The sequence below is a fragment of the Arthrobacter sp. Soil782 genome (genome assembly GCF_001428435.1).
GTDB lineage: Bacteria > Actinomycetota > Actinomycetes > Actinomycetales > Micrococcaceae > Arthrobacter_D > Arthrobacter_D parietis.
On record NZ_LMSO01000007.1, the window covers coordinates 29,543 to 51,704 of the forward strand.

Here is a 22,162-nt window from a genome sequence, read left to right on the forward strand (position 1 = left end):
TCGGACGGTATGTCCGCGCCAATCGGGATGTGGCGCAGCTTGGTAGCGCACTTGACTGGGGGTCAAGGGGTCGCAGGTTCAAATCCTGTCATCCCGACGGCAAGGTCCCGGAAACTTACGGTTTCCGGGACCTTTTTCGTTCCCCGGGCGTCCTTCGGGACGGAGTTTCCGCTCCCCGCTACCCGGACATGGCGCCGGTGATTTCCTGCGCTGAGAGTCTGCGTTCGCCCACATAATAGAGAACTGAGCCGGCAGGCAGCGGCGAGTCCCATCCGGGATTGATGACGGCTCCTTCGTGTTGAACTGCAAGCACCGTCGTAGTGAACTTTCGCCCCAATGCTTCCTGCACCAGGCCGAAGTTCATGGTCGACAGCGTGTCAGGCAGCGTTGTGCTGTAGGTATTCCTGCCTCCATGGGACATCAGGTCCGCGTAGACAATTGCAATACCCGGGTCTTGGAGTTCTTCGATAGCAAGGCGCGGTGAGTGCCACTGGACGCAGCGGACGTCGTCGTCCACGTAGGAGAAGTTGCGGGCGCGGCTCATATCCCGCAACGTGACAACGATGTGCGCGTCGGGGTTTACGTGCGTGACAGCCACAGTGACGGTCAGCGCTTCATTATCATCCCGGGCATCGATGAGGATCCGCGTTGCGCGGTGGACCCCGGCACGCTTCAGCACGCCTTCTTCGGCGAGGTCACCGCGGACAAAGCCCAGGTTGGCGTGGTCCGACATGGGGTTTTCGGCGACGTCTTCCCAGGTGCATAGCGCCACTGGGTCAGCGCTGTCTGCCAGGATCTCCTGCACCAGCCGTTCGGTGCGGCCGGGCGTGTAGCCGATAATCACCAGGTGGTCCGACATATCGAGGTCTGACTGACCCTTCATGCGCCGTCCTTTCGCGTTTTCGATCGCGGTTGCGATGCGGGTAAATAGCGTAGTCAGGGTAACGATGCCGCCGATGATGACGTAGACGCCAACAAGGTGCCCGCCGACTGTAGTGGGAAAGAAATCGCCGTAACCGACAGTGGAAGCCGTAACCATGAACCACCACCAGTAGTTCTCTGGTGAGGTGATGGTGTTGCTGGATGGCTCTGCCCATGCCATGAGCGGCCAACTGGTCAGGAACACTGTAAGGATAATGAGAGCGGGCGCCACCCAGACGCGGGAGCGGCCAAGTCGGCGAATCAAGCGGGAGAGTACAAACGGCAACCCGGCGTTCCTTCCTGGGGATGGGCGATCACTCTCTGACCCTATGCCCTTGTGCCCGGCACGCTTCGAGCCCGTGAAGATTCAGTGGAACGTGTCCGGGCGTGAGAAGTTGGATGGGTGAATAATGTCCCCAAGAAGGCAAAGCCGGCGCGGCCGCAGCTTATTTTTGATGTCGTGAGTGCTTCCTGGCTGACCCCTCACATGGTGCGGGTGACACTTGGTGGACCTGCATTCGACCAGTTTCAGCGCAAGGACGTCACTGACAGCTATGTGAAGCTCTTGTTCGCGAAGCCGGAACTCGGCCTTGAGCCGCCCTACGATCTCGCTGCGCTTCGAGAACAGTTGCCTCCCGAGGACGTTCCGGTCACCCGTACCTACACGGTTCGGCAGGTCAATTCGATCGACCGGACCATCGACATAGATTTTGTCGTTCACGGTGATGAGGGCCTGGCTGGTCCCTGGGCGGCCCAAGCAGAGCAAGGAGACCGGATCGCATTGATGGGCCCGGGTGGAGCCTACACTCCTGACGCGAATGCCGACTGGCACTTATTTGCCGGTGATGAGTCAGCGCTGCCTGCCATTGCCGCGGCCCTTGAGTACCTGCCGGAGGAGGCTGTAGGCGTTGCTTTTCTTGAGTGCGGCGGAAACGACGACGTCCTCAAGCTCTCGAAACCGTCCGGTGTAGAGATCGTTTGGGTTCACCGTGACGCGCGTGACGACAGGACGAAGTCGCTACTCGCCGCTGCGGTCACCGGATATCAGTGGCCGACTGGACGCGTACAAGTCTTCGCGCACGGCGAGCGGGAATCCATGAAGGCGCTGCGGGACGTCTTCCTCAAGGATCGCGGATTGTCCAAAGACCAGCTTTCGTTGTCCGGATATTGGGCTGCTGGGCGTACCGAAGACAAGTTCCAGGCCGAGAAGCGCGAGCCGATTGGTGTGGTCCTCCCTACGTGACCCTTTCGGCATGCTCGATCTGCCGCGTGCCGCGTCGGGTGCGTTCGTGGTCCTGCAGAGTATGTTGGACGCATGGCATCCGAGGCGACAGTCTTATCCGTTGATGGGCCGCACGGCACCCGCGAAGTACGCATCTCGAGTCCCAGCCGTGTCATGTGGCCGGCACTCGGACTGACGAAGCTTGATCTGGCGAAGTACCTCATCGATGTAGGCGACGCCTTCATTGCGGCCAATGGAGACCGTCCGCTCGCGCTGCAGCGTTTTGGGGACAACATCGATGGTGACCAGTTCTTCTCGAAGAACCCGCCAAAGGGTGCACCGGACTATATCCGCTCCGTGAAGGTCGAGTATCCGAGTGCGCGGTCCCACCCGCAGCTGGTGATTGATGAGCCGGCGGCAGCGGTGTGGGCGGCCCAGATGAACACCGTGGTGTTTCACCCGTGGCCGTCCCGTGCCGACAACTCGGACAACCCAGACCAGCTGCGCATCGACCTGGATCCTCAACCCGGCACCGATTTCGACGACGCCGTGCCGGCTGCGATGGAGCTGCGGAAAGTGCTGCAGGAGGCCGGGCTCAACGCATTTTTGAAGACGTCGGGTAACAGGGGGATTCACGTGTACGCACCGATCGAGCCCGTGCGGGAGTTCCTGGATGTCCGGCATGCGGTGATCGCGGCTGCACGTGAACTTGAGCGGCGGATGCCTGAGCAGGTGACAACGTCCTGGTGGAAGGAGGAGCGAGGAGAGCGCATCTTCGTCGACTTCAATCAAGCGAACCGGGACCGTACCATCGCAGGTGCATACAGCCCCCGGGCACTCTCACATGCGCCGGTTTCCTGTCCCATAACGTGGGAAGAGCTTGAGAGGATTCACCCCAAAGACTTCACGATCCTGACGGTGCCGGATCGGCTGCGTACAGTCGGTGATCCGTGGGCCGACTTCCACGAGAAGCCAGGGACTATCGACACGCTGCTCGAATGGTGGCAACGGGATCTGGATTCCGGTCTCGGGGAGCTGCCGTTTCCGCCCGATTACCCCAAGATGCCGGGGGAGCCGCCAAGGGTTCAGCCAAGCCGGGCGAAGAAGGACAAGTAGGTCCTTCTAGCATCCCCACGCTGACGGGCTTTCTGCGCAGGTGCCGTCCACAAGCCGGTTATCCGAGCGCCAGATACTGATGAGGTGCGGCTCTGATTGAACCGCGGCTTGTCCCGCGATAGGAATCCATGGCCCGCCGTTGACCGAATAGTCCCCATTGAAGCGGGTAGTGAGGACCAGGTTGTAGTCCCCGGTCTCGCCGTAGGCATGACTGGTGGGTGTTTCCACCAAGAGCCAGTCCGACTCGGGGACGGCGTTGCCCGCAGTTTGAGTGGTCCGGGTAGTGCCGTCGCCATAGTTCCAGTCGTAGGCCACCGGCCAGGCACGGATCCGCACCTGGTCGCCGAGGGTTTCAAAGGCAAACTCTTGTTCTTCAACGTCCGCCCAGAAGTTGTTGTGTCCGCCCAGCAGCCCGAAGTTGTTCGGCTCGGAAATCACGGCAGCGGCAATGATCGGCTGACTCTGGAAGTCCTCCAGGGTGATCACAACTGCGGGTTCCGCCACCTCTCCGCCGTTCGGCGGCTCTGGCGCGGGAGAGCCCGGGTAAAGGCAGGATCTGTCGCCAGTGCGGGTTTCCGTAGGCGGGGTAGTGGAGCTGTCGATGGCAATCCACTCGACCATGGAACCGTCCGGTTCAGAATCGCATGCGGCGTCAATGGCAACGCAATCTGCGGGGCTCAAGAAACTTCCCAGACCTTGGAGGCATACGCGCTCGTATGTATAGGAGACCGTGGGCTGTGAATCGACGACGGCAACAGGTATGCCGGGTTCCGCGGGCGCATTCTCAGAAGTATCTGATGATGGCTCCGCTGATTCTTTCCTGTTTTCTGATCCCGCCATACCTCCGGTGAATCCCCCTTCGGCCCCTTTGGCTGTTGAGGGAGTGCTTAGAAAGAGAAGAAAGTGTGAGGCAAGCATCATTGCGATTAGAACAAGAAATGACGAGCGAAGGGCAACCTTCAGCGACACTGTTCTAGTCATTAGTTACCGCAATATCGCCATAGTCATACATACGCCAGGTGCCCGATTCATACGCCGAAATTGCTAATCCCACTGTCGGTTCGACGTACGCATCAACTTCTTCCACAGCGTTCTTTTGCCTGTAGACAGTTAAGGCGTCTTGGGTTGTAGTCACATACGAATCCGTAGTCCCATCTACCGTGGGTTCAAAAGAGGAATCAAATGACTGGATCGTTAAGTCACCGCCGACGATCCATCCCCCACCGTCGTACGACTGGGAGACAAAGCTTTCGAAGTTTGTGCATGTCTTGCAACCAGAATCCGTCACTGCCCAAAGCGGCTCAAAGTCGTTCGTGGCCTGTGCGTAGTTGAGCAGTTCAAACCACCACTCCGTGAACGCCTCCAGCCCCTCCACCGAATTCTCGTCGGCGAGAGCAGGCTTTTCCGGAACCGGAATGTTTACGGCAGGCCCCGCTGCGGAAGCGGGAGACGGCGTCGGCGTGGGCGTGGCTGATGGTGCCTCAGACGTGGAAGGGACTGCAGACGTAGACGGAGCCTCCGACGGCGTCTGAGCTACGCCCGGCTCACCACCGGCGCACCCTGTGAGAAGAAGAACTGAAAGGGCGGCGGCGGCAAGGGCGCACGCCACGCGAGACTGAGTCATGAATTCCCCGAACATGTGATGAAGTGAGCTGCCAACCATCCTAACCAGAGTCGGTTGACACGCCAGCAGTTATCCACACGCAGGGGTAACGAAGCTAGGCGAGTACCTCACTGAGGTCGTATGCCGCCGGGATTTCCAGCTGCTCGAACGTGCAGGACCGCGCTTCCCGGTCCGGGCGCCACCGCTCAAATTGCACCGTGTGCCGGAACCGGTCGCCTTCCATTTGGTCGTACCGCACCTCCATGACCCGTCGCGGATGCAAGCGGACATACGAAACATCCTTCGCGGAAGCGAACCGGCTTCGGTCCGTCTCGCCGCGAACTATCTCGCCGTCCTCATCCCGGATGACATCGGGCTCAAGCTCGTCAATCAGTTCCAACCGTCGCTTGTCGGAGAATGCGGAGGCGCCGCCGACATTACGCAACTCACCGCCGTCGTCGTGCAGTCCCAAAAGAAGCGAACCAACACCCTGACCGCTCTTGTGGACGCGGTAGCCAAGTACAACGACGTCCGCGGTGCGCTTGTGCTTGACCTTAAGCATGCGGCGCTTATTCGGCTCGTAGGCAGCAGTGAGCGGCTTCGCGACCACACCGTCCAGGCCGGCACCCTCAAACTCGACCAGCCAGCGCCGAGCGAGCTCAACGTCGTCGGTCACCTGTGAGAGGTGCACCGGCTCGGAAAACATTTCAGCAATTCCCTCCAACGCCTTTCGGCGCTCTGAGAAAGGGACATCCAACAGATCGTGTTCGTCAAGACCGAGCAAATCAAAGGCAATGAACGACGCCGGTGTCTCCTTGGCGAGCAGGCGGACCCTGCTGTCGGCTGGGTGGATCCGCTGCGACAGAGCTTCCCAGTCGAGGCGCTCAGCTCCAGGTTCACCGCGGCGGACAACAATCTCTCCGTCGACCACGCACCGCTCAGGTAAGTTCTCGAGCAGTGCCTCTACGAGCTCGGGAAAGTACCGGGTGAGCGTCTTGGACCCGCGGCTGCCGATTTCACACTTCCCGTCCTCCACATGGATAACCGCGCGGAAGCCGTCCCACTTCGGTTCGTAGCTGAGTCCGCCGGGAACGCTGTCTGGCTCCGGGACAGCGTCCACGGCTTTGGCGAGCATCGGCTGAATCGGGAAGGGCAGGTCAGTCATGGATCGATCCTGTCTCATCGAGATCTGAATTTCCACGGACACGGCATATGTGCGGGGCGGTGACGCTGGAATTGAACGTTCCGAAAGAGGTGACGCACGGCATGGGCACTGTGCCTATACTCGTTCCTAAGGCCCCCGATCGGAAGAGAAGGGGCCGCCGCTTATTTACCGCATGCCAGGAATCATCCGTCCGGTGCCCACGAAAGGCCGACAATGAGCAACATTCCCGAAGACCTTTACTACACCGCTGAACACGAATGGGTTACAGCCCCCGACAACGATGGAGTTGTTCGTGTCGGCATCACCGACTTCGCCCAGGATGCGCTCGGCGACGTCGTTTATGTCCAGATGCCGGAGGCCGGCTCCAAAGTAGGTTCATCCGATGTCATCGGTGAAGTTGAATCCACCAAGAGTGTCAGCGACATTTACGCCCCGCTCACCGGCGAGGTCGTCAACCGTAACGAAGCGCTCGACGGCGAGCCTGCCCTGATCAACACCGACCCATACGGCGACGGTTGGCTGCTTGAAATCAAGGTGGAGGACAGCTCGGTGGTCAAGGAGCTTCTCAGTTCGTCGGAATACTCACAGCAGGTAGGCTAGGGTTACCGGCTCAGGCAAACAGATGGTGGCCAGCCGGGCAACCGGTTGGCCACGTGTTTTGGGGAAGGAAATTTTCAATGGTAGGCGAGAACAACGCAGCCGCACAGGACGCTTCGGGATCGCATGTGCCTTCACCTGAAACCACCACAATAGGACTGCCGCCGCAGACCTCCACGTCGGTGGAACCGCGGCTCACTCGCGAGGAACTCGCGGCCGTTGCCGCCCTCCCGGCCGGATCGGCACTGTTGATAGCACACACCGGACCGAATGCCGGTGCCCGTTTCCTTTTGGACGAAGATGTCACGACGGCCGGACGCCACCCGAACGCTGATATTTTCCTCGATGACGTAACGGTTTCACGCAAGCATGCTGAATTCCGCCGTGAAGCAGAGGGCTTCCGGGTTGTTGACTCCCGCAGCCTCAACGGTACCTATGTCAACAATGACCGCGTGGATAGCGTGGTGCTGCGCAACGGTCACGAAGTGCAGATCGGCAAGTTCCGCCTCACTTTCTATGCTGCCGGGAGCGTGTCGCAGCCGCAGGGTCAGGTCTAGGCACTTTCATGCCCTCCTCCCAGCCGTCCCGGCGACCCGTGGGTGTAGCCCCGGAGCGTGTCAGCGGGAACGTACTGAATATCGGGGAGGTCCTCACTGAGCTCGCCGGGGACTTCCCCCACATCAGTGCCTCCAAGATTCGGTTCCTGGAGGAAAAAGGTCTAATCACTCCTCAGCGCACCCGTGCGGGCTATCGGAAATACACGCCTGTCGACGTCGAGCGGTTGCGTTTTGTCCTGGCCCTCCAACGCGATCAGTACCTGCCGCTTAAAGTCATCAAGGACTACCTCGACGCGGTGGACCGGGGAGAGCGCCCCGAAAACCTGCCCGGCGGTCTCACTCTCGCGCCGCGGATGGTCTCGGAGCAGCTAGCCCGCGAGCTCGGATCGCACGCTCGCCGGCTCACGCGGGAAACCCTGGCCGCGGAGGCGGGTGCGCGCCCGGAACTGGTTCGGGACCTCATGGCGTTCGGTCTCATCGCCGAGGTGGAGGGCCGTTTCGATGAACACGCGCTGAAGATTACTCGTGCGTGCGTACAGTTGGAGTCCCACGGAATCGAGCCGCGGCACCTTCGTCCTTTCCGTGCTGCAGCGGACCGTGAACTCGGTCTTGTTGAGAGCGTCGTCGCCCCGGTCGCCTCCCGCCGAGACGTTGCATCCAAGGCCCGGGCTGCAGAAACCGCTCGCGAAATCAGTGAGCTGTGTCTGAACCTCCACAGCGCCCTCGTCCAGGGCCAGATTGCGCGGATGGAAAATTAGGAGGCAGACATGATCGAGATGGATGTTGTGGGCGTTCGCATCGAGCTGCCGTCCAATCAGCCCCTCGTGCTGCTCAAGGAATCCGCAGGCACGCGCCACATCCCCATCTGGATCGGTGCGCCTGAGGCCAGTGCAATCGCCTTCGTCCAGCAGGGCATTGTTCCGCCGCGGCCCATGACTCATGATCTCCTGGTCAGCATGGTCGCAGCACTGAACCACACCGTAACTGAGGTCCGGATCGTTCGGGTTGAGGATACGGTGTTCCACGCTGAGGTGGTGTTTGAGGACGGAACCACTGTCAGTTCCCGTGCGTCAGATGCCATAGCAATCGCACTCCGTGTGCCATGCCCGATCTACTGTGCTCCACAGGTCATGGAGGACACCGGGGTGGAGATCGCAGAAGCGGACGACGACGACGGCGAGGCAACTTCCCCCGAAGGCCAGGCTAACGCTGAGCGTGAATTGAAACAGTTCCGCGAGTTCCTGGCCGACGTCGAACCCGAAGACTTTGAGAAGTAAGCAAAAACGACACGGTTGGATTGTTATGTACGGCATCTTTGACCTCGGGCACCCGGAGATCTAACGTCGAAGCATACAGTTCCCATTGCACTAGCTGTAAACTCAGGGCAACACTCAATAAACCCCTGTGGACCTCGGCTTGCGCCACTTCCCCCCGGGAACCAGAACGAGGAGGCAACACGTGAGTCCGAAAGGCGACGCCGGTACGGGTGCCAACGCGGCCGCTACGGGTACTGCGATACCTGCCAGCGCACAGGGCCTGCTCTTCACCGAAGACCTCCCTGTGTTGGATGAAGACGCGGGTTACCGCGGCCCCACAGCATGCAAAGCCGCAGGCATCACTTATCGCCAGCTCGATTACTGGGCGCGCACCGGCCTGGTTGAACCGGCGGTCCGGGGCGCCAAGGGATCTGGATCCCAGCGGCTCTACGGTTTCCGGGACATCCTGGTACTCAAGGTTGTTAAACGTCTGTTGGACACCGGAGTTTCACTTCAGCAGATTCGCAGCGCCGTTGAGCACCTGCGGGAGCGCGGAGTCGAGGATCTTGCGCAGATCACATTGATGAGTGACGGCGCGAGCGTATATGAGTGCACGTCTGCAGACGAAGTGATCGATCTTGTCCAGGGCGGGCAGGGAGTCTTCGGCATCGCCGTCGGGCGTGTATGGCGGGAAGTTGAAGGCAGTCTGGCAGCGCTACCCAGCGAGCACGCAGCCGACCAGAATTTCCCGGATGACGAGTTGAGTAAGCGACGGGAAGCCCGAAAAATCAGCTGACCGGAAGTGTGCATAGTGCCCCGCCCCGAGCGGGGCATTTTTGTGTCCTGCGTCAGGATTGAATAGATCGCAGGCCGTGCTTCAGCGGCGCGCCACGCGATTGCGCATACGGCCGGAATCGAGCAGCGCACGGAGCAAATCATCGAAGTACCCGGCGGCCTGCTTCGCCGATTCACCCGGCCAGTGGTGCACCGCGTGCGCCGCGCCCTGGATCTGCTGCCAGTTGGCCTGTTCTGCGATGGTTGGGCTGAGCAGGAGGTCGCCGAACATCTGCTTCATCTCGTTCAACCGGAAGGTGTGCTCATTGGAACCGGTGCGCACCCGGTTGGCGACTATCCCTGCGGGTGTGAGGTTCGGTGCAAACTCGTTTTTGAAAAGTTCAATGGCCCGCATGGTCCGTTCAGTGCCGGCAACGGAGAACAGTCCGGGCTCGGCAACAAGCAGAACCCTGTTGCTCGCAGTCCAGGCCATGCGCGTGAGGCCGTTCAGCGAAGGTGGGCAGTCAATCAGGACAAGGCGGTAATCCTCAACCCGTTCCAGCAGCATCGACAGGCGGCGCAAGTCGCGCTTTCCCAAGTCGGGGCGGTCGTAAATGCCAGAGTACGCAGAGCCGATCGCGACATCGAGGACGGGAGCCGTGCCGTTCGAGCCGCGCTTCACGGCGTTACCCACCCAGCCGCTTGGCACCACATTGGCTGCAAGATCTCCCCGACGTGCATTCTTCAGCAGGCGGCCGATGTCAGTCTGGTCGCCGGCTTGAACACCCAGTCCGGTGGTGGCGTCCGCGTGGGGATCGAGATCAACAACAAGTGTGGGGATTCCAGCGGACATCGCCGCCGATGCGAGTCCAAGGGTTACCGAGGTCTTGCCAACCCCACCTTTGAGGCTGCTGATGCTCACTACTTGCACTTGTTGAACCAATACCTAACGTTGAGATGCCCGGATCGCAGGATCTATGGTGCCCGCACACCTATTCATCATAGGTGGACCGATAGTTCCGACGAACTCGGCTCTACGGTGGGGCGCGACAAGAAGTTACCGGCTCGTGAACGCAGATTACTGTGACCAGAAAGACCAAATGTAGGCTGGGGACGCTAAGTTGTCGTTCCATCGAACCCGCAAGAGCACAGGAGAGCAATGTTCTCGAAGATTCTGGTAGCCAACCGAGGCGAAATCGCCATTCGTGCGTTCCGGGCGGGTTTTGAAACCGGCGCCAAGACGGTAGCGGTTTTCCCGCAGGAGGACCGCAACTCAATCCACCGGCAGAAGGCCGATGAGGCGTACCTGATCGGTGAGGAAGGCCATCCGGTCCGGGCGTATCTGGACGTCGATGAAATTGTTCGGGTAGCCAAGGAGGCGGGCTGCGACGCAATCTATCCTGGCTATGGTTTCCTTTCGGAGAACCCGAACCTTGCACGCGCAGCGGCCGACGCCGGTATCACCTTCGTGGGCCCGCCGGCTGATGTGCTGGAGCTGGCCGGCAACAAGGTCCGTGCGCTGGAAGCAGCCCGTCAGGCTGGTATCCCGGTTTTGAAGTCTTCACAGCCGAGTGCCGATCTTGAGGAGCTGGTATCGGCGGCGGATGAGATTGGTTTCCCGATTTTCGCAAAGGCGGTCGCCGGTGGCGGCGGCCGCGGTATGCGCCGGGTGGACAAGCGGGAGGACCTGCGCGAAGCCCTTGAGGCGGCGATGCGCGAGGCAGACTCCGCGTTCGGTGACCCGACCATGTTCCTTGAGCAGGCGGTCCTGCGCCCGCGGCATATTGAGGTTCAGATCCTCGCCGACGCCCAGGGCAACGTGATGCACCTGTTTGAGCGGGATTGTTCCCTGCAGCGCCGTCACCAGAAGGTGATTGAGATCGCTCCGGCGCCGAACCTTGATGAGAACATCCGTCAGGCGCTGTACCGTGACGCGGTCGCGTTCGCGAAGGCCTTGAATTACGTGAACGCGGGAACGGTGGAGTTCCTCGTGGACACGGTCGGTGAGCGCGCCGGGCAGCACGTCTTCATTGAGATGAACCCGCGTATTCAGGTGGAGCACACGGTGACGGAGGAAGTCACCGACGTCGACCTCGTCCAGTCACAGCTGCGCATAGCAGCGGGGGAGACGCTGGCGGATCTTGGGCTGTCGCAGGATTCAGTGCGGCTTCGGGGTGCTGCCCTGCAGTCCCGGATCACCACGGAAGACCCGGCGAACGGGTTCCGCCCGGATGTCGGGAAGATCACCGCGTACCGGTCGGCCGGCGGCGCGGGTGTGCGCCTGGACGGTGGCACGGTCTATGCGGGCGCTGAGATCAGCCCGCACTTCGACTCGATGTTGGTGAAGCTCACCTGCCGCGGCCGGGACTATGAATCCGCGGTCCGCAGGGCACGCCGCGCGCTGGCGGAGTTCAGGGTGCGTGGGGTGTCGACGAACATCTCATTCCTGCAGGCGGTACTGGAGGATCCGGACTTCATCGCCGGTAACGTCGCCACCTCGTTCATTGATGAGCGCCCCGAACTGCTCACGGCCCGGGTCTCCGCTGACCGTGGCACGAAACTGCTGAACTGGCTCGCTGATGTCACCGTGAATAAGCCCAACGGGGAACTCACGGTTGAGCTTGACCCGGCCGAGAAGCTACCGGAAATCACCGAGCCGGAGCAGGACACGGCGAAGCGTCCGGGAAGCCGGCAGCGGCTGCAGGAATTGGGTCCGGAGGGTTTCGCTGCGGAGTTGCGCGCGCAGACGGCGTTGGCGGTCACTGACACCACGTTCCGGGATGCTCACCAATCCCTGTTGGCGACCCGGGTCCGTACCCGTGACCTTGCCGCGGCAGGTGCGGCGGTCTCGGCGAAGATGCCGGAACTGCTCTCTGTTGAGGCGTGGGGCGGGGCTACCTATGATGTCGCGCTGCGCTTCCTGGGCGAGGACCCGTGGGAGCGGCTCGCTGCGCTGCGCGCCGAGATGCCCAACGTGTGTCTACAGATGCTGTTGCGTGGCCGCAACACGGTCGGCTACACCCCGTACCCGGAAGCGGTCACCGAAGCGTTCGTGCAGGAAGCCGCCGCGACGGGTATCGATATCTTCCGGATCTTCGATGCCCTGAACGATGTTTCGCAGATGGAACCGGCGATCCGCGCTGTCCGGGATACCGGAACCGCCGTCGCTGAGGTGGCCCTGTGCTACACCTCGGACATGCTCGATCCGGAGGAAAAGCTCTATACCCTGGATTACTACCTCGACCTTGCGCAGCGCATCGTCGACGCCGGTGCGCACATTCTGGCGATCAAGGACATGGCGGGGCTGCTGCGCCCGGCGGCGGCGGCGAAGCTTGTCACCGCGCTGCGTGAGCGGTTCGACCTGCCGGTCCACCTGCACACCCATGACACCGCGGGTGGTCAGTTGGCCACCCTGCTGGCGGCTTCCAACGCCGGGGTCGACGCCGTCGATGTCGCCAGCGCTTCATTGGCCGGAACCACCAGCCAGCCCTCTGCCTCCGCCCTGGTCGCAGCCCTCGCGCACACCGAACGTGACACCGGCATGTCGCTGGAGGCTGTGAGCTCCCTGGAGCCGTACTGGGAAGCAGTGCGGCGGGTGTACGCCCCGTTCGAGTCCGGGCTGCCCGGGCCGACGGGCCGTGTCTACCGGCACGAGATTCCTGGCGGTCAGCTCTCCAACCTCCGCCAGCAGGCCATTGCCCTGGGTCTGGGTGAGCGGTTCGAAGCCGTCGAGGACATGTACACGGCGGCGGACCGGATGCTCGGCCGGCTGGTGAAAGTCACCCCGTCCTCCAAGGTCGTAGGCGATCTTGCCCTCCAGCTCGTCGGCTCCAACGTGGACCCTGCCGCGTTCGAAGAGAACCCGCAAAGCTACGACATCCCGGATTCCGTGATCGGGTTCCTCAGCGGTGAACTCGGCGACCCGCCCGGGGGCTGGCCGGAACCCTTCCGCACCAAGGCCCTGCAGGGGCGCACCGTAAAGGTGCGCGACGCGGACCTTGCACCCGAGGACCAGCAGGCACTGGAGGGGGACTCGGCGACCCGCCGCGCCACGTTGAACCGGTTGTTGTTCGCAGGGCCCACGAAGGACTTCCAGACCACTCGGGATACCTTTGGCGACGTGTCCGTCCTGGACACCCGCGATTACCTCTATGGGTTGCAGCAGGGCAGCGAGCACGTCATCGAACTCGAGAAGGGTGTCCGCCTCATCGCGACCCTCGAGGCAGTCTCTGAACCCGACGAGAAGGGCATGCGGACCGTAATGTGCACCCTCAACGGGCAGATGCGCCCCGTCGTCGTACGCGACCGCAGTGTCCACAGTGACGTCAAGGCCGCCGAGAAGGCCGACCCTGCCCAGCCCGGTCACGTCGCCGCACCCTTCGCGGGCGCCGTCACAGTCAGCGTGGCTGAAGGTGACACCGTCCAGGCAGGTGACACTGTCGCAACCATTGAAGCAATGAAGATGGAAGCAGGCATCACCACCACCGTCGGCGGAACCGTCAAACGGCTCGCTATCGGCGCCATCGAACAGGTACAAGGCGGCGACCTCCTCCTGGTCATCGATCCCTCCTGAAAGGTGCCTGCGCTAAGGTGATGCAGAATCCACCTGCGGTGTCCAGCTGCGGGTGTTATGCGAGCGTGAGGAATTATGGCGAACGAGAAGAAGCCGGCAGAGCGGTCCAAGGACGGGGTCGGCGTGCCGCAGGAGTCGGATGAGGCCGTAATGACTGGGGACCAGTCCGCTGGCGAGACGGCCCCTGGCGGCGCCGGCACGGCACAGTCAGACGAGCAGGCGGGCTCGGATGAGGCGCAACACCCAGCACCGGAAGCTGCCGGGGAGTACACGCTGAGCTCTGAGGACGACGCCGCTTCACCGGATGGCGCTGATCTGGGCGGCCCTGCGGTGGTCCAGGCGCCGCTACCGGACCGGCTGCCGCACATCGGGATCACCCCCGCCACGGATGGGCAGCGCCCGGGACAACATCCGACCGATTCTTCCGAGCTCACCCTGGCCGACAGCGACATCCGGCTCTCCGAGGATGAGGAGTTGACCGGTTGGCAGCCGTCAGGCGGACGTGGCAGCGAACTACCTGCTGTCCCTCGGGCTGTTACCCCCGCAGCCCCTGACCGCAGCGCGCGGCGGAACAGGGAAGAGGGTCCGGAGCCGGCGTCGTCGCTCACGGCAGACAGACTGTTGACGTCACAGCAGCGTGCTCCCATCAGCGGATGGCGGTACTGGCTGTACAAGGGGACCTTCGGCTACCTGAACCTCGGCGATTCGGACGCCGTGCGCATCCGCCGTGCGCTTGAGCACCGGGTGAGCGTCCGGTTGGGGGAGCGGACCCGGTACGTCCCGGTGCTTTCCCGCAAGGGCGGTGTCGGGAAGACAACAGTGACTACCCTGCTCGGAATGGCTCTGGCAGACATCCGCGAGGACCGGATCATTGCCATGGACGCCAACCCGGACCGCGGCACGCTCTCCGATCGGTCGCCGGGCAAAGCCGACTTCACCGCGCGCCAACTGGTGCAGAACCGGTTCATGGTCGATTCCTTCGCGCAGCTGTCCAGTTATGTTGCACGGGACGGCTCGCGCCTTCACGTGCTCGCCTCCGACACCGATCCCGCTGTTGCCCAGGCGTTCGATGACGCTGATTACCGCGCGGTGACGGACATCCTCGGACGGTACTACTCGATCGTCCTCACTGACTCCGGCACCGGTATGGTGCACTCGGTTATGAAGGGGACCCTCGAGAAAGCCGACGCCGTCGTCCTCGTTTCAGGCGGCAGCGTCGACGAGGCGCGCCTTGCGTCCGAAACGCTGTCCTGGCTTGAAGCGCACGGCCGGCATGATTTGGTGGCCAAGGCAATCGTGGTGGTCAACATGTCCTCCGGGAACCGCACGGAGGTCAACGTCAACGAGATCGAGGAACACTTCCGTTCCCGTGTCGGCACTGTTGTGCGCATCCCGTATGATCGCCATCTCGCCGAGGGCTCCCGCGTGGAGCTTTCCAAACTGCAGACCCGCACCAGGGATGCAGTGGTTGAGCTCGCCGCGCTTGTTGTAGATCAGCTGCACTGACCCGTGACCCACTACGACCTCGCGATTATCGGGTCCGGCTCCGGCAACACCATCATCACGCCTGAGTGGGATGACAAAAGAATCGCGATCATCGAAGGCGGGACTTTCGGCGGAACCTGCCTGAACGTGGGCTGCATCCCCACCAAGATGTTCGTCTACCCGGCGGAGCTAGCCCGTGCAGCTGACGAGGCCGGCCGCCTCGGAGTGGACCTGCAGCACACCGGAACACGCTGGACAGACCTGCGGGACCGGATTTTCACCCGCATCGACAGCATCTCCGACGCAGGGCGTGTCTACCGGGGCGATGAACTGCAGCATGTTGACCTGTACGAGGAAGACGTACGTTTCACCGGCGACCACTCTCTGAGAACGAACGCCGGCACCGAGATCACTGCTGATCAGGTGGTCGTCGCGGCAGGCTCGCGGGCAGTGATTCCGGACATTCCAGGACTGGACCTGCCGCAGGTCCACACCTCGGACACGGTCATGCGGCTGGAGGAGCAGCCACGAAGGATGCTGATTATCGGTGGCGGGTACATTGCAGCCGAGTTCGCACACATCTTCTCTGCTCTCGGCACCGACGTCACCCTCGCGGTGCGGTCGGGACACATGCTGCGCTCCCTCGACGACACCATTTCCGAACGTTTCACGGAGAAGGCACTGGCGCAGTGGAAGGTTCTTACCGGACACCAGGTCAACAGAGTGGACGCCAACGCCGACGGATCAGTCACCGCTAACGTCGTTGGACCTGACGGAACCGCTCTGTCTGTGGAAGCCGACGTCGTGCTCGTCGCGACCGGACGCACGCCGAACAGCGACCGGGTGGGTGCAGCGGCGGTCGGTTTCGACGAAACCGAAGACGGCCGGATTGCGGTTGACCCGTTCCAGCGAGTGCTGAGGGACGGCAAGCCCGTACCCGGAGTCTGGGCACTCGGGGACATCTCAAGCCGCTTCCAGCTCAAGCACGTCGCCAACCACGAGGCGCGGGTGGTATCCCACAACCTGCTTCATCCGGAGGCCCTGCATACCAGCGATCACCGTTATGTGCCCGCAGCCGTCTTCACCAGGCCACAGATCGCGACCGTGGGTCTTACCGAAGAGCAGGCACTGGAACGCGCGGAGGGAACGGGTTCACGCGTTGCGGTGGCCGTCCAGCAGTACGGGTCAACCGCCTACGGGTGGGCGATGGAAGACACCACGGGCATCGTGAAGGTGCTCGCGGAGGAAGACAGCGGCATCATCCTCGGCGCACACATCATGGGACACGAGGCCTCGAACCTGATCCAGCCGATCATTCAGGCAATGCACTTCGGTCTGGACGCGTTCACCATGGCCCGCGGCCAGTACTGGATTCACCCTGCGCTGACCGAGGTGGTGGAGAACGCCCTGCTTTCGCTGAAGGCGCCCTCCACCTGAGAACCTACGCCTGCTGCATGCGCTGCTGCGCGTAGATTTCCTCAACCACCGTGGAGTAGTCCTTGAGCACCTGCGCGCGCTTGATCTTCATCGACGGCGTAAGATGACCGCTTGCCTCTGTGAAGTCCTGCTCAACGATGCGGAATACCTTGATCGCCTCTGCCTGGCTGACCGACTCATTGGCGGAATCCACGAGCGCCTGGATTTCTGCGCGGACCGCGGGATGATTCGCCGCTTCAGCCATCGTGGTTCCGGCACGAAGGTCGTGACGCTCAAGCCATCCGGGCAAAGCTTCCTCATCGAGGGTTATCAAAGCGGAGATGAACGGCCTCTGATCTCCCACAACAACACACTGGGACACGAGCGCGTTGGCGCGGATGGTGTCCTCAAGCTGTGCCGGGACGACGTTCTTGCCGCTGGCCGTCACAATAATTTCCTTCTTGCGCCCCGTGATGCTCAGGAACCCGTCCTCGTCGAGTTGCCCAATGTCGCCGGTGTGGAACCAGCCGTCGGTGAAGGCTTCCTCCGTGAGATCGGGACGCTTGAAATAGCCTTTCAGGACGCAGACGCCCTTCGTGAGGATTTCGCCGTCGTCCGCGATCCTGACTGCGTTGCCCGGCAGCGGCGCACCCACTGTACCGATCTTGATCTTCTGCGGCGTGCTGACCGAGATGGGCGCCGTGGTTTCAGTCAACCCGTACCCCTCAAGCACCATCAGCCCGATGCCATGGAAGAAGTGGCCGAGCCGGTCACCCAGCGGCGCGCCGCCTGACACAGCATGCTGGACCCTGCCACCCATCGCGGTCCGGATTTTGCCATAGAGCAGCTTGTCGAAGATAGCGTGCTTGACCTTCAGGCCCAGGCCCACCTTGCCTGCCTGGTCGGCTTTCGACCAGGCGATCGCGACATCGACGCCGGCATGGAAAATCTTGCCCTTGCCGTTGTCCTCGGCCTTCAGCATGGAGTTGTTGTAGACCTTCTCGAACACGCGAGGTACAGCCAGAATGAAGGTCGGCTTGTAGCTTTGCAGGTCCGGAAGCAGGTTCTTGATGTCCGGTGTGTGCGCAACGGTGGCGCCGGCGGCAACGCAGAGCACCGAGATGAACCGGGCGAAGACGTGCGCGAGGGGCAGAAACATGATGGTCTGCGCGCCCTCGTGTGCAACTTCGGGCAGTGCCGCCGCCGCGTTCTCCGACAACTCAACGAAGTTGCCGTGCGTCAGTTCGCACCCCTTGGGCTTTCCGGTTGTCCCGGACGTGTAGATGATGGTCGCTACATCGTCGAGACCCGCGATCAGGCGCCGCTCCTCAAGCGCTGCATCATCAATGGCCGCCCCGGCTTTCCGCAGGGTATCGAGCCCTCCGCCGTCAAACTGCCACACATCGCGGAACCCCTCCAGATTCTCCGAGGCAACTGCCTGACGCACCACGTTCTCGTGGCGGCCGGACTCCACGAAAGCAGCGACTGCACCGGAATCACCAAGGATCCAAGCGACCTGCGACGGCGACGACGTTTCATATACAGGTACGGAGACAGCCCCCGCGAACCAGACGGCAAAATCAACCAGAGCCCACTCATACCGGGTACGCGCCATGATCGCGACGCGGTCTCCCGCTTCCACACCTGACGCCATCAGGCCCTTTGCGATCCTGCGAACATCGGAAAGGAAGTCCGTTGCGCGGATATCGGACCATTGCCCTGAGGCGTCCTTCGTGGCAAAAAGGGCGGGATTGCTGGCTTTTTCCGCCTGCTTCACCACGAGGTGCGTAGTGTTGTTGTCCCGAGGGACCTTCACCTTGACCGGAACGCTGAATTCGCGCACGGGAATCTCCTTTGATCTTCATCACATCCTGTGAGTGGCCCTAGCCTATAGCTTTTCCCGGGAGCTCTTACTCTCCAGTAATGTACAAAACGGTAACGGTGAACCGCAGTCAGCAACGCGGCGCAGTCCCAGAACGACGGCGGGAGGCCGGTACCCATGCAGACGGAACGAGAAGAGCGTCCCACGGCAGGCGGAAACCGTTTCGGCGGCGGAAGCCGCCAACCCCTTGGATCGCCGCTGGCCGCCGGCTCCCGTTACGCGGCGCGCCCGTTGCGTGCACGGGGTCTTGCCATCGGCATCGACATCGGCGGGACCAAGGTTGCAGCCGGGGTCGTGGATCCGGACGGCACCATCGTGGCCTCTGCCCGCAGGGAAACTCCCGGCCAGGATCCGCGTGCAGTGGAAAGAGTCATCGTGGACCTGGTGCGGGAGCTGGGAAGCGGTCGCCGCATCCGGTCAGTCGGGATCGGCGCCGCCGGGTGGATGGACCTCGACAACGGGACGGTCCTGTTCAGCCCGCACCTTGCCTGGCGCAACGAACCATTGAGAGCGAACCTGGAGAAGGCGCTGCGGCGGCGCGTCACCGTGCTCAATGATGCCGACGCCGCAGCCTGGGCCGAATGGCGTTTCGGTGCAGGGCGTGGGGAACCGCGGCTCGTCCTTATCACGCTGGGCACCGGAATAGGCGGCGCAATGATCATGGGCGGTGTGCTTGAGCGCGGACGCCACGGCGTGGCGGGGGAGTTCGGCCACCAAATCATCGTGCCGAACGGGCATCGCTGCGAGTGCGGAAACCGTGGCTGCTGGGAGCAGTACGCCTCGGGTAACGCCCTGGGCAGGGAAGCCCGCGAGCTGGCGTCCGCCAATTCACCGGTGGCGCAAACGCTGCTGCAGGAGGTGAACGGCAACATCGACGCCATCACCGGGGCAGTGGTCACACGCCTGGCGCTTCGTGGCGACCCGGTGTGCCGGGAGTTGATTGACGACGTCGGTCAGTGGCTTGGCCTCGGCCTGGCGAATCTCGGTGCCGCCCTGGACCCGGGGACCTTTGTCATCGGTGGCGGACTCGGGGCCGCCGGGGAACTCCTCATCGACCCGGCGCGGCGAACCTTCGAACGCAATCTTACCGGACGCGGCTTCCGGCCCGCCGCCATGATCACCTCAGCAGCGCTGGGTCCGGACGCCGGCCTTGTCGGCGCTGCGGACCTGTCACGGATCAGATACCGCCCATTGCTGGGCAGGGCCTACGGAACTGCGCCGTCGGGACGATTCAGTGAGCGGCGCTGAGCTGTCGGCGGTGAACTAGACCTCCGCGCCGTCGTCGTCGTAATCGCGCGTCTTCGGAAGGCGGAAAATCAGGAACGTCACGCTCGCGATGAAGATTGCGATGATTCCCAGCATCACGGTGGTGGAGGCTGACCGCCAGAACATTGCGATCAGCATGAGCGCTACTGGGCCGCCGACCGCGCACAGCCAGGCCAGCACCACGAGGGGATCTCCCACGCCGAGGGCCGGAGGTTCGGGCGGCTGGTACGTGCCGTCATCCTCGTGTTCGGCTGCCGAGTAATCCCGGGGGCCGGGCGGCGCCGGTGCAGGCTGGTTGTCGAAGATCGCCCGAACGCGCTCCTCGGCGGTGGGTGCAGGTCCTGATGCCTGACGTTCGGGCAGTTCACTGCTGGGGTTCTCTTCCAACCGTGCGACGAGGTCCTGCCAGACGGCGTCGTCAGTGGACTCGTTGGGGTCCTGTGCTCGGGAACTCATGCGGTGGTACCTGCTGTCACGTGCTCGATGAATGCTGCGGAGCGCTCGAAGATGAGCTCCTGGTCATGGTCCATGGTGGCCACGTGGTAGCTGTTCTCCAACCGTATTACCTCCAAGTGTGCGCTCCCAATGCGCCGTTGCAGAACTTCCAGACTGCTTTCCGGAACAATCCTGTCCACGTTGGACCGGAAGACCAGCGTGGGTGCGGTGACCTGGGGGAGCCGGTCTGTGGTGTCACGAAAGAGCTGCGCAAGCTGGTGGACTGCAGCGACCGGTGTCCGGGGATACGCCCGCTCGTCCATGCCCTCCTTTCGGATGTCATTGCCGATCGAGGGGACCGAGCGGAGCAGGTACTTCAGTACGCCGGCGTACCGGGCGCGCGGATCGCCCATGGTGAGGCCGGGATTTACGACGACGACGCCGGCCACCGGTTCCAGCGCCGCCAACCGCAGGGCGAGGGCACCACCCATCGACAGTCCTGCTACGACCACCGCGTCAGTATTTCGAGCCAGATCCTGATACGCCGTGTCGATCCCCTCGTACCAGCGCTCCCAGGGCGTCCTTGCGAGCTCCTGCCAGGTGGTGCCGTGGCCAGCCAGCAACGGGAGCCGCACGGCAAAGCCCTCATCAGCCAGGTACCGTGCCCAGCCAACGACGCTCGCCGGCGAGCCGGTGAAGCCATGGCTCAGAAGAACCCCGATGCGTGCGTTATTGCCTGAACCGTCCGAGGAGAACGCTGCGAGAGTGGGGTCGGCCATCATAATTCCAATGGTGTCATCGCGTTCCGCGGACTGCCAGTGACGTCCCGCACACTGTCCGCCCGTAGAGTAGTGTTCCAAGAACCCGTTTGCGGAAGGCATGGTTTTGCCTGTTCCCAGGTAATCGGAACATCCACGCAGGAAGGCTGGCAGAGTGTTCTACTGGATCATGAAGAGGATCTTTATTGGTCCACTTGTGAATCTCTTGTTCAGGCCATGGGTCAAGGGACTGGATAACATTCCGGCAACCGGTGCAGCTGTCATCGTGAGCAACCACCTATCTTTCTCGGATTCGATCTTCCTTCCACTTGCAGTGCCGCGTCCTGTGGTGTTTCTGGCTAAATCCGAGTACTTCACAGGCAAGGGACTGAAAGGAAAGCTGACCGCTGCGTTTTTTCGGTTGACAAACCAGCTGCCGATGGATCGTTCCGGGGGCGCCGCGTCCGCCACGTCGCTGTCGGCAGGAGAAGAAATTCTGAAGTCCGGTGCGTTGCTGGGTATCTATCCCGAGGGAACGCGTAGCCCGGACGGCAGGCTCTACCGCGGAAAGACCGGCGTCGCCAAGTTGATCCTCGCAACCGGGGTACCGGTCATTCCGGTTGCCATGATCGGTACGGACAAGGTGCAGCCCATCGGAAGACGGATCCCGAATATTCGCCGTGTGGGCATCATCGTCGGGGAGCCGATGGACTTCCGGCGCTATGCAGGGATGGGCGAGGACCGCTTCATTCAACGTTCCGTGACCGATGAAATCATGTATGCGCTCATGCGGCTCTCCGGTCAGGAGTATGTCGACGTCTACGCCAGCAGCGTCAAGGAGCGTCTCGCCAGCGCGAAGACGGCAGGCAGGAAGACCAGCAAGAAGGCGGAGCGGATCGCGGATCCGTCCCGTCAGGCCGCCGTCCGGCTGGAAGGCTCTGCTCCGGCAGACGTATTTCAGCCGTCGTCGGACACCTCTTTGCCGCCAAGTACCGAAGGTCCGTTGCCCGGTGAAGTGAGAACGATCGGACCTGACCCCGGCGAGGCCTCTGATGAGACGCCGGACCCTCCTGCCGCACCCCGGCGAACACGGAAAAGGCACGAGGGCGATTCCGGCAGCCGGGCTATGTGACGGG

At 62.3% G+C, this 22,162-nt stretch carries 20 protein-coding genes and 1 tRNA gene; 13 read left to right on the forward strand and 8 right to left on the reverse strand.

Features of this window, described 5'->3' with window-relative positions:
- Positions 1–23 precede the first annotated feature (23 nt).
- Positions 24–97: transfer RNA gene (locus ASH00_RS07750), tRNA-Pro, on the forward strand.
- 81 nt (positions 98–178) lie between these two features.
- Here ASH00_RS07750 and ASH00_RS07755 read toward each other — a convergent pair.
- Entirely contained in the window at positions 179–1,207 is a 1,029-nt protein-coding gene (locus ASH00_RS07755; RefSeq protein ID WP_056547056.1) for an ion channel, read from the reverse strand.
- 174 nt (positions 1,208–1,381) lie between these two features.
- Here ASH00_RS07755 and ASH00_RS07760 point away from each other — a divergent pair, with 174 nt between their 5' ends.
- Positions 1,382–2,164 carry a siderophore-interacting protein gene (locus tag ASH00_RS07760; RefSeq protein WP_235563228.1) on the forward strand — a complete coding sequence of 261 codons (783 nt, stop codon included), beginning with the start codon at positions 1,382–1,384 and terminating at the stop codon, positions 2,162–2,164.
- A 72-nt stretch (positions 2,165–2,236) separates the two neighbouring features.
- The gene (gene ligD, locus ASH00_RS07765) at positions 2,237–3,259 is read left to right on the forward strand and encodes a non-homologous end-joining DNA ligase (protein ID WP_056547061.1); all 1,023 of its coding nucleotides are present in this window, start codon (positions 2,237–2,239) and stop codon (positions 3,257–3,259) included.
- A 6-nt stretch (positions 3,260–3,265) separates the two neighbouring features.
- Here the strand turns inward: ligD and ASH00_RS07770 are convergent, their stop codons facing one another.
- The 3 genes from ASH00_RS07770 to ASH00_RS07780 form a co-directional block, all read right to left on the reverse strand.
- Positions 3,266–3,940 carry a hypothetical protein gene (locus ASH00_RS07770; RefSeq protein ID WP_157359051.1) on the reverse strand — a complete coding sequence of 225 codons (675 nt, stop codon included), beginning with the start codon at positions 3,938–3,940 and terminating at the stop codon, positions 3,266–3,268.
- A 292-nt stretch (positions 3,941–4,232) separates the two neighbouring features.
- Positions 4,233–4,676, reverse strand: coding sequence for a DUF6318 family protein (locus ASH00_RS07775; protein ID WP_235563247.1), 444 nt, complete (start codon positions 4,674–4,676; stop codon positions 4,233–4,235).
- Between the two features lie 301 nt (positions 4,677–4,977).
- A complete protein-coding gene (locus ASH00_RS07780; RefSeq protein ID WP_056547070.1) occupies positions 4,978–6,027 on the reverse strand; it encodes an ATP-dependent DNA ligase in 1,050 nt (349 codons plus the stop codon).
- A 213-nt stretch (positions 6,028–6,240) separates the two neighbouring features.
- Here ASH00_RS07780 and gcvH point away from each other — a divergent pair, with 213 nt between their 5' ends.
- The 5 genes from gcvH (at position 6,241) to ASH00_RS07805 (ending at position 9,233) form a co-directional block, all read left to right on the forward strand.
- Positions 6,241–6,627, forward strand: a complete 387-nt coding sequence (gene gcvH / locus ASH00_RS07785; RefSeq protein ID WP_056547073.1) for a glycine cleavage system protein GcvH — start codon at positions 6,241–6,243, stop codon at positions 6,625–6,627.
- A 77-nt stretch (positions 6,628–6,704) separates the two neighbouring features.
- Positions 6,705–7,181, forward strand: coding sequence for an FHA domain-containing protein (locus ASH00_RS07790; RefSeq protein ID WP_056547075.1), 477 nt, complete (start codon positions 6,705–6,707; stop codon positions 7,179–7,181).
- Positions 7,182–7,189: 8 nt separating this feature from the next.
- Positions 7,190–7,939: a transcriptional regulator FtsR gene (ftsR, locus tag ASH00_RS07795; RefSeq protein ID WP_056547078.1), complete on the forward strand. Its 750-nt coding sequence runs from the start codon at positions 7,190–7,192 to the stop codon at positions 7,937–7,939.
- Between the two features lie 9 nt (positions 7,940–7,948).
- Positions 7,949–8,458: a bifunctional nuclease family protein gene (locus ASH00_RS07800; protein ID WP_056547081.1), complete on the forward strand. Its 510-nt coding sequence runs from the start codon at positions 7,949–7,951 to the stop codon at positions 8,456–8,458.
- Positions 8,459–8,639: 181 nt separating this feature from the next.
- Positions 8,640–9,233 (forward strand): MerR family transcriptional regulator, encoded by a 594-nt coding sequence (locus ASH00_RS07805; protein WP_056547084.1) that lies wholly within the window; start codon positions 8,640–8,642, stop codon positions 9,231–9,233.
- 81 nt (positions 9,234–9,314) lie between these two features.
- Here the strand turns inward: ASH00_RS07805 and ASH00_RS07810 are convergent, their stop codons facing one another.
- Positions 9,315–10,142 carry a ParA family protein gene (locus ASH00_RS07810; protein WP_056547087.1) on the reverse strand — a complete coding sequence of 276 codons (828 nt, stop codon included), beginning with the start codon at positions 10,140–10,142 and terminating at the stop codon, positions 9,315–9,317.
- 228 nt (positions 10,143–10,370) lie between these two features.
- Between ASH00_RS07810 and ASH00_RS07815 the strand changes: the two genes are divergently transcribed.
- The 3 genes from ASH00_RS07815 (at position 10,371) to ASH00_RS16655 (ending at position 16,706) form a co-directional block, all read left to right on the forward strand.
- Complete coding sequence (locus ASH00_RS07815; protein ID WP_056547091.1) at positions 10,371–13,784, forward strand: pyruvate carboxylase; 3,414 nt, start codon at positions 10,371–10,373, stop codon at positions 13,782–13,784.
- Positions 13,785–13,859: 75 nt separating this feature from the next.
- The gene (locus ASH00_RS16650) at positions 13,860–15,290 is read left to right on the forward strand and encodes a MinD/ParA family ATP-binding protein (protein ID WP_235563229.1); all 1,431 of its coding nucleotides are present in this window, start codon (positions 13,860–13,862) and stop codon (positions 15,288–15,290) included.
- Positions 15,291–15,293: 3 nt separating this feature from the next.
- Entirely contained in the window at positions 15,294–16,706 is a 1,413-nt protein-coding gene (locus tag ASH00_RS16655) for a mycothione reductase (RefSeq protein WP_056547094.1), read from the forward strand.
- Between the two features lie 4 nt (positions 16,707–16,710).
- Here the strand turns inward: ASH00_RS16655 and ASH00_RS07830 are convergent, their stop codons facing one another.
- A complete protein-coding gene (locus tag ASH00_RS07830) occupies positions 16,711–18,528 on the reverse strand; it encodes an AMP-dependent synthetase/ligase (RefSeq protein ID WP_056547096.1) in 1,818 nt (605 codons plus the stop codon).
- A 156-nt stretch (positions 18,529–18,684) separates the two neighbouring features.
- Here ASH00_RS07830 and ASH00_RS07835 point away from each other — a divergent pair, with 156 nt between their 5' ends.
- Positions 18,685–19,815 (forward strand): ROK family glucokinase, encoded by a 1,131-nt coding sequence (locus ASH00_RS07835; RefSeq protein WP_082565986.1) that lies wholly within the window; start codon positions 18,685–18,687, stop codon positions 19,813–19,815.
- 15 nt (positions 19,816–19,830) lie between these two features.
- Here ASH00_RS07835 and ASH00_RS07840 read toward each other — a convergent pair whose 3' ends face one another.
- Both ASH00_RS07840 and ASH00_RS07845 read right to left on the reverse strand, forming a co-directional pair.
- Positions 19,831–20,289: a hypothetical protein gene (locus ASH00_RS07840; RefSeq protein WP_056547099.1), complete on the reverse strand. Its 459-nt coding sequence runs from the start codon at positions 20,287–20,289 to the stop codon at positions 19,831–19,833.
- Entirely contained in the window at positions 20,286–21,047 is a 762-nt protein-coding gene (locus ASH00_RS07845) for an alpha/beta hydrolase (protein WP_235563230.1), read from the reverse strand. Before ASH00_RS07845 ends, ASH00_RS07840 begins: the two co-directional genes overlap by 4 nt.
- Before the next feature lie 154 nt (positions 21,048–21,201).
- On the opposite strand from ASH00_RS07845, the gene ASH00_RS07850 reads away from it, so the two are divergent.
- Complete coding sequence (locus ASH00_RS07850) at positions 21,202–22,158, forward strand: lysophospholipid acyltransferase family protein (protein ID WP_082565987.1); 957 nt, start codon at positions 21,202–21,204, stop codon at positions 22,156–22,158.
- Positions 22,159–22,162 lie beyond the last annotated feature (4 nt).

What these genes read in the sequence shown, in the direction of transcription:
- ligD (WP_056547061.1), top strand. Translation starts at nt 2,237, where the DNA reads ATGGCATCCGAGGCGACAGTCTTATCCGTTGATGGGCCGCACGGCACC.
- ASH00_RS07780 (WP_056547070.1), bottom strand. Translation starts at nt 6,027, where the DNA reads ATGACTGACCTGCCCTTCCCGATTCAGCCGATGCTCGCCAAAGCCGTG.
- gcvH (WP_056547073.1), top strand. Translation starts at nt 6,241, where the DNA reads ATGAGCAACATTCCCGAAGACCTTTACTACACCGCTGAACACGAATGG.
- ASH00_RS07790 (WP_056547075.1), top strand. Translation starts at nt 6,705, where the DNA reads ATGGTAGGCGAGAACAACGCAGCCGCACAGGACGCTTCGGGATCGCAT.
- ftsR (WP_056547078.1), top strand. Translation starts at nt 7,190, where the DNA reads ATGCCCTCCTCCCAGCCGTCCCGGCGACCCGTGGGTGTAGCCCCGGAG.
- ASH00_RS07800 (WP_056547081.1), top strand. Translation starts at nt 7,949, where the DNA reads ATGATCGAGATGGATGTTGTGGGCGTTCGCATCGAGCTGCCGTCCAAT.
- ASH00_RS07815 (WP_056547091.1), top strand. Translation starts at nt 10,371, where the DNA reads ATGTTCTCGAAGATTCTGGTAGCCAACCGAGGCGAAATCGCCATTCGT.
- ASH00_RS16650 (WP_235563229.1), top strand. Translation starts at nt 13,860, where the DNA reads ATGGCGAACGAGAAGAAGCCGGCAGAGCGGTCCAAGGACGGGGTCGGC.
- ASH00_RS07835 (WP_082565986.1), top strand. Translation starts at nt 18,685, where the DNA reads ATGCAGACGGAACGAGAAGAGCGTCCCACGGCAGGCGGAAACCGTTTC.
- ASH00_RS07840 (WP_056547099.1), bottom strand. Translation starts at nt 20,289, where the DNA reads ATGAGTTCCCGAGCACAGGACCCCAACGAGTCCACTGACGACGCCGTC.
- ASH00_RS07845 (WP_235563230.1), bottom strand. Translation starts at nt 21,047, where the DNA reads ATGGCCGACCCCACTCTCGCAGCGTTCTCCTCGGACGGTTCAGGCAAT.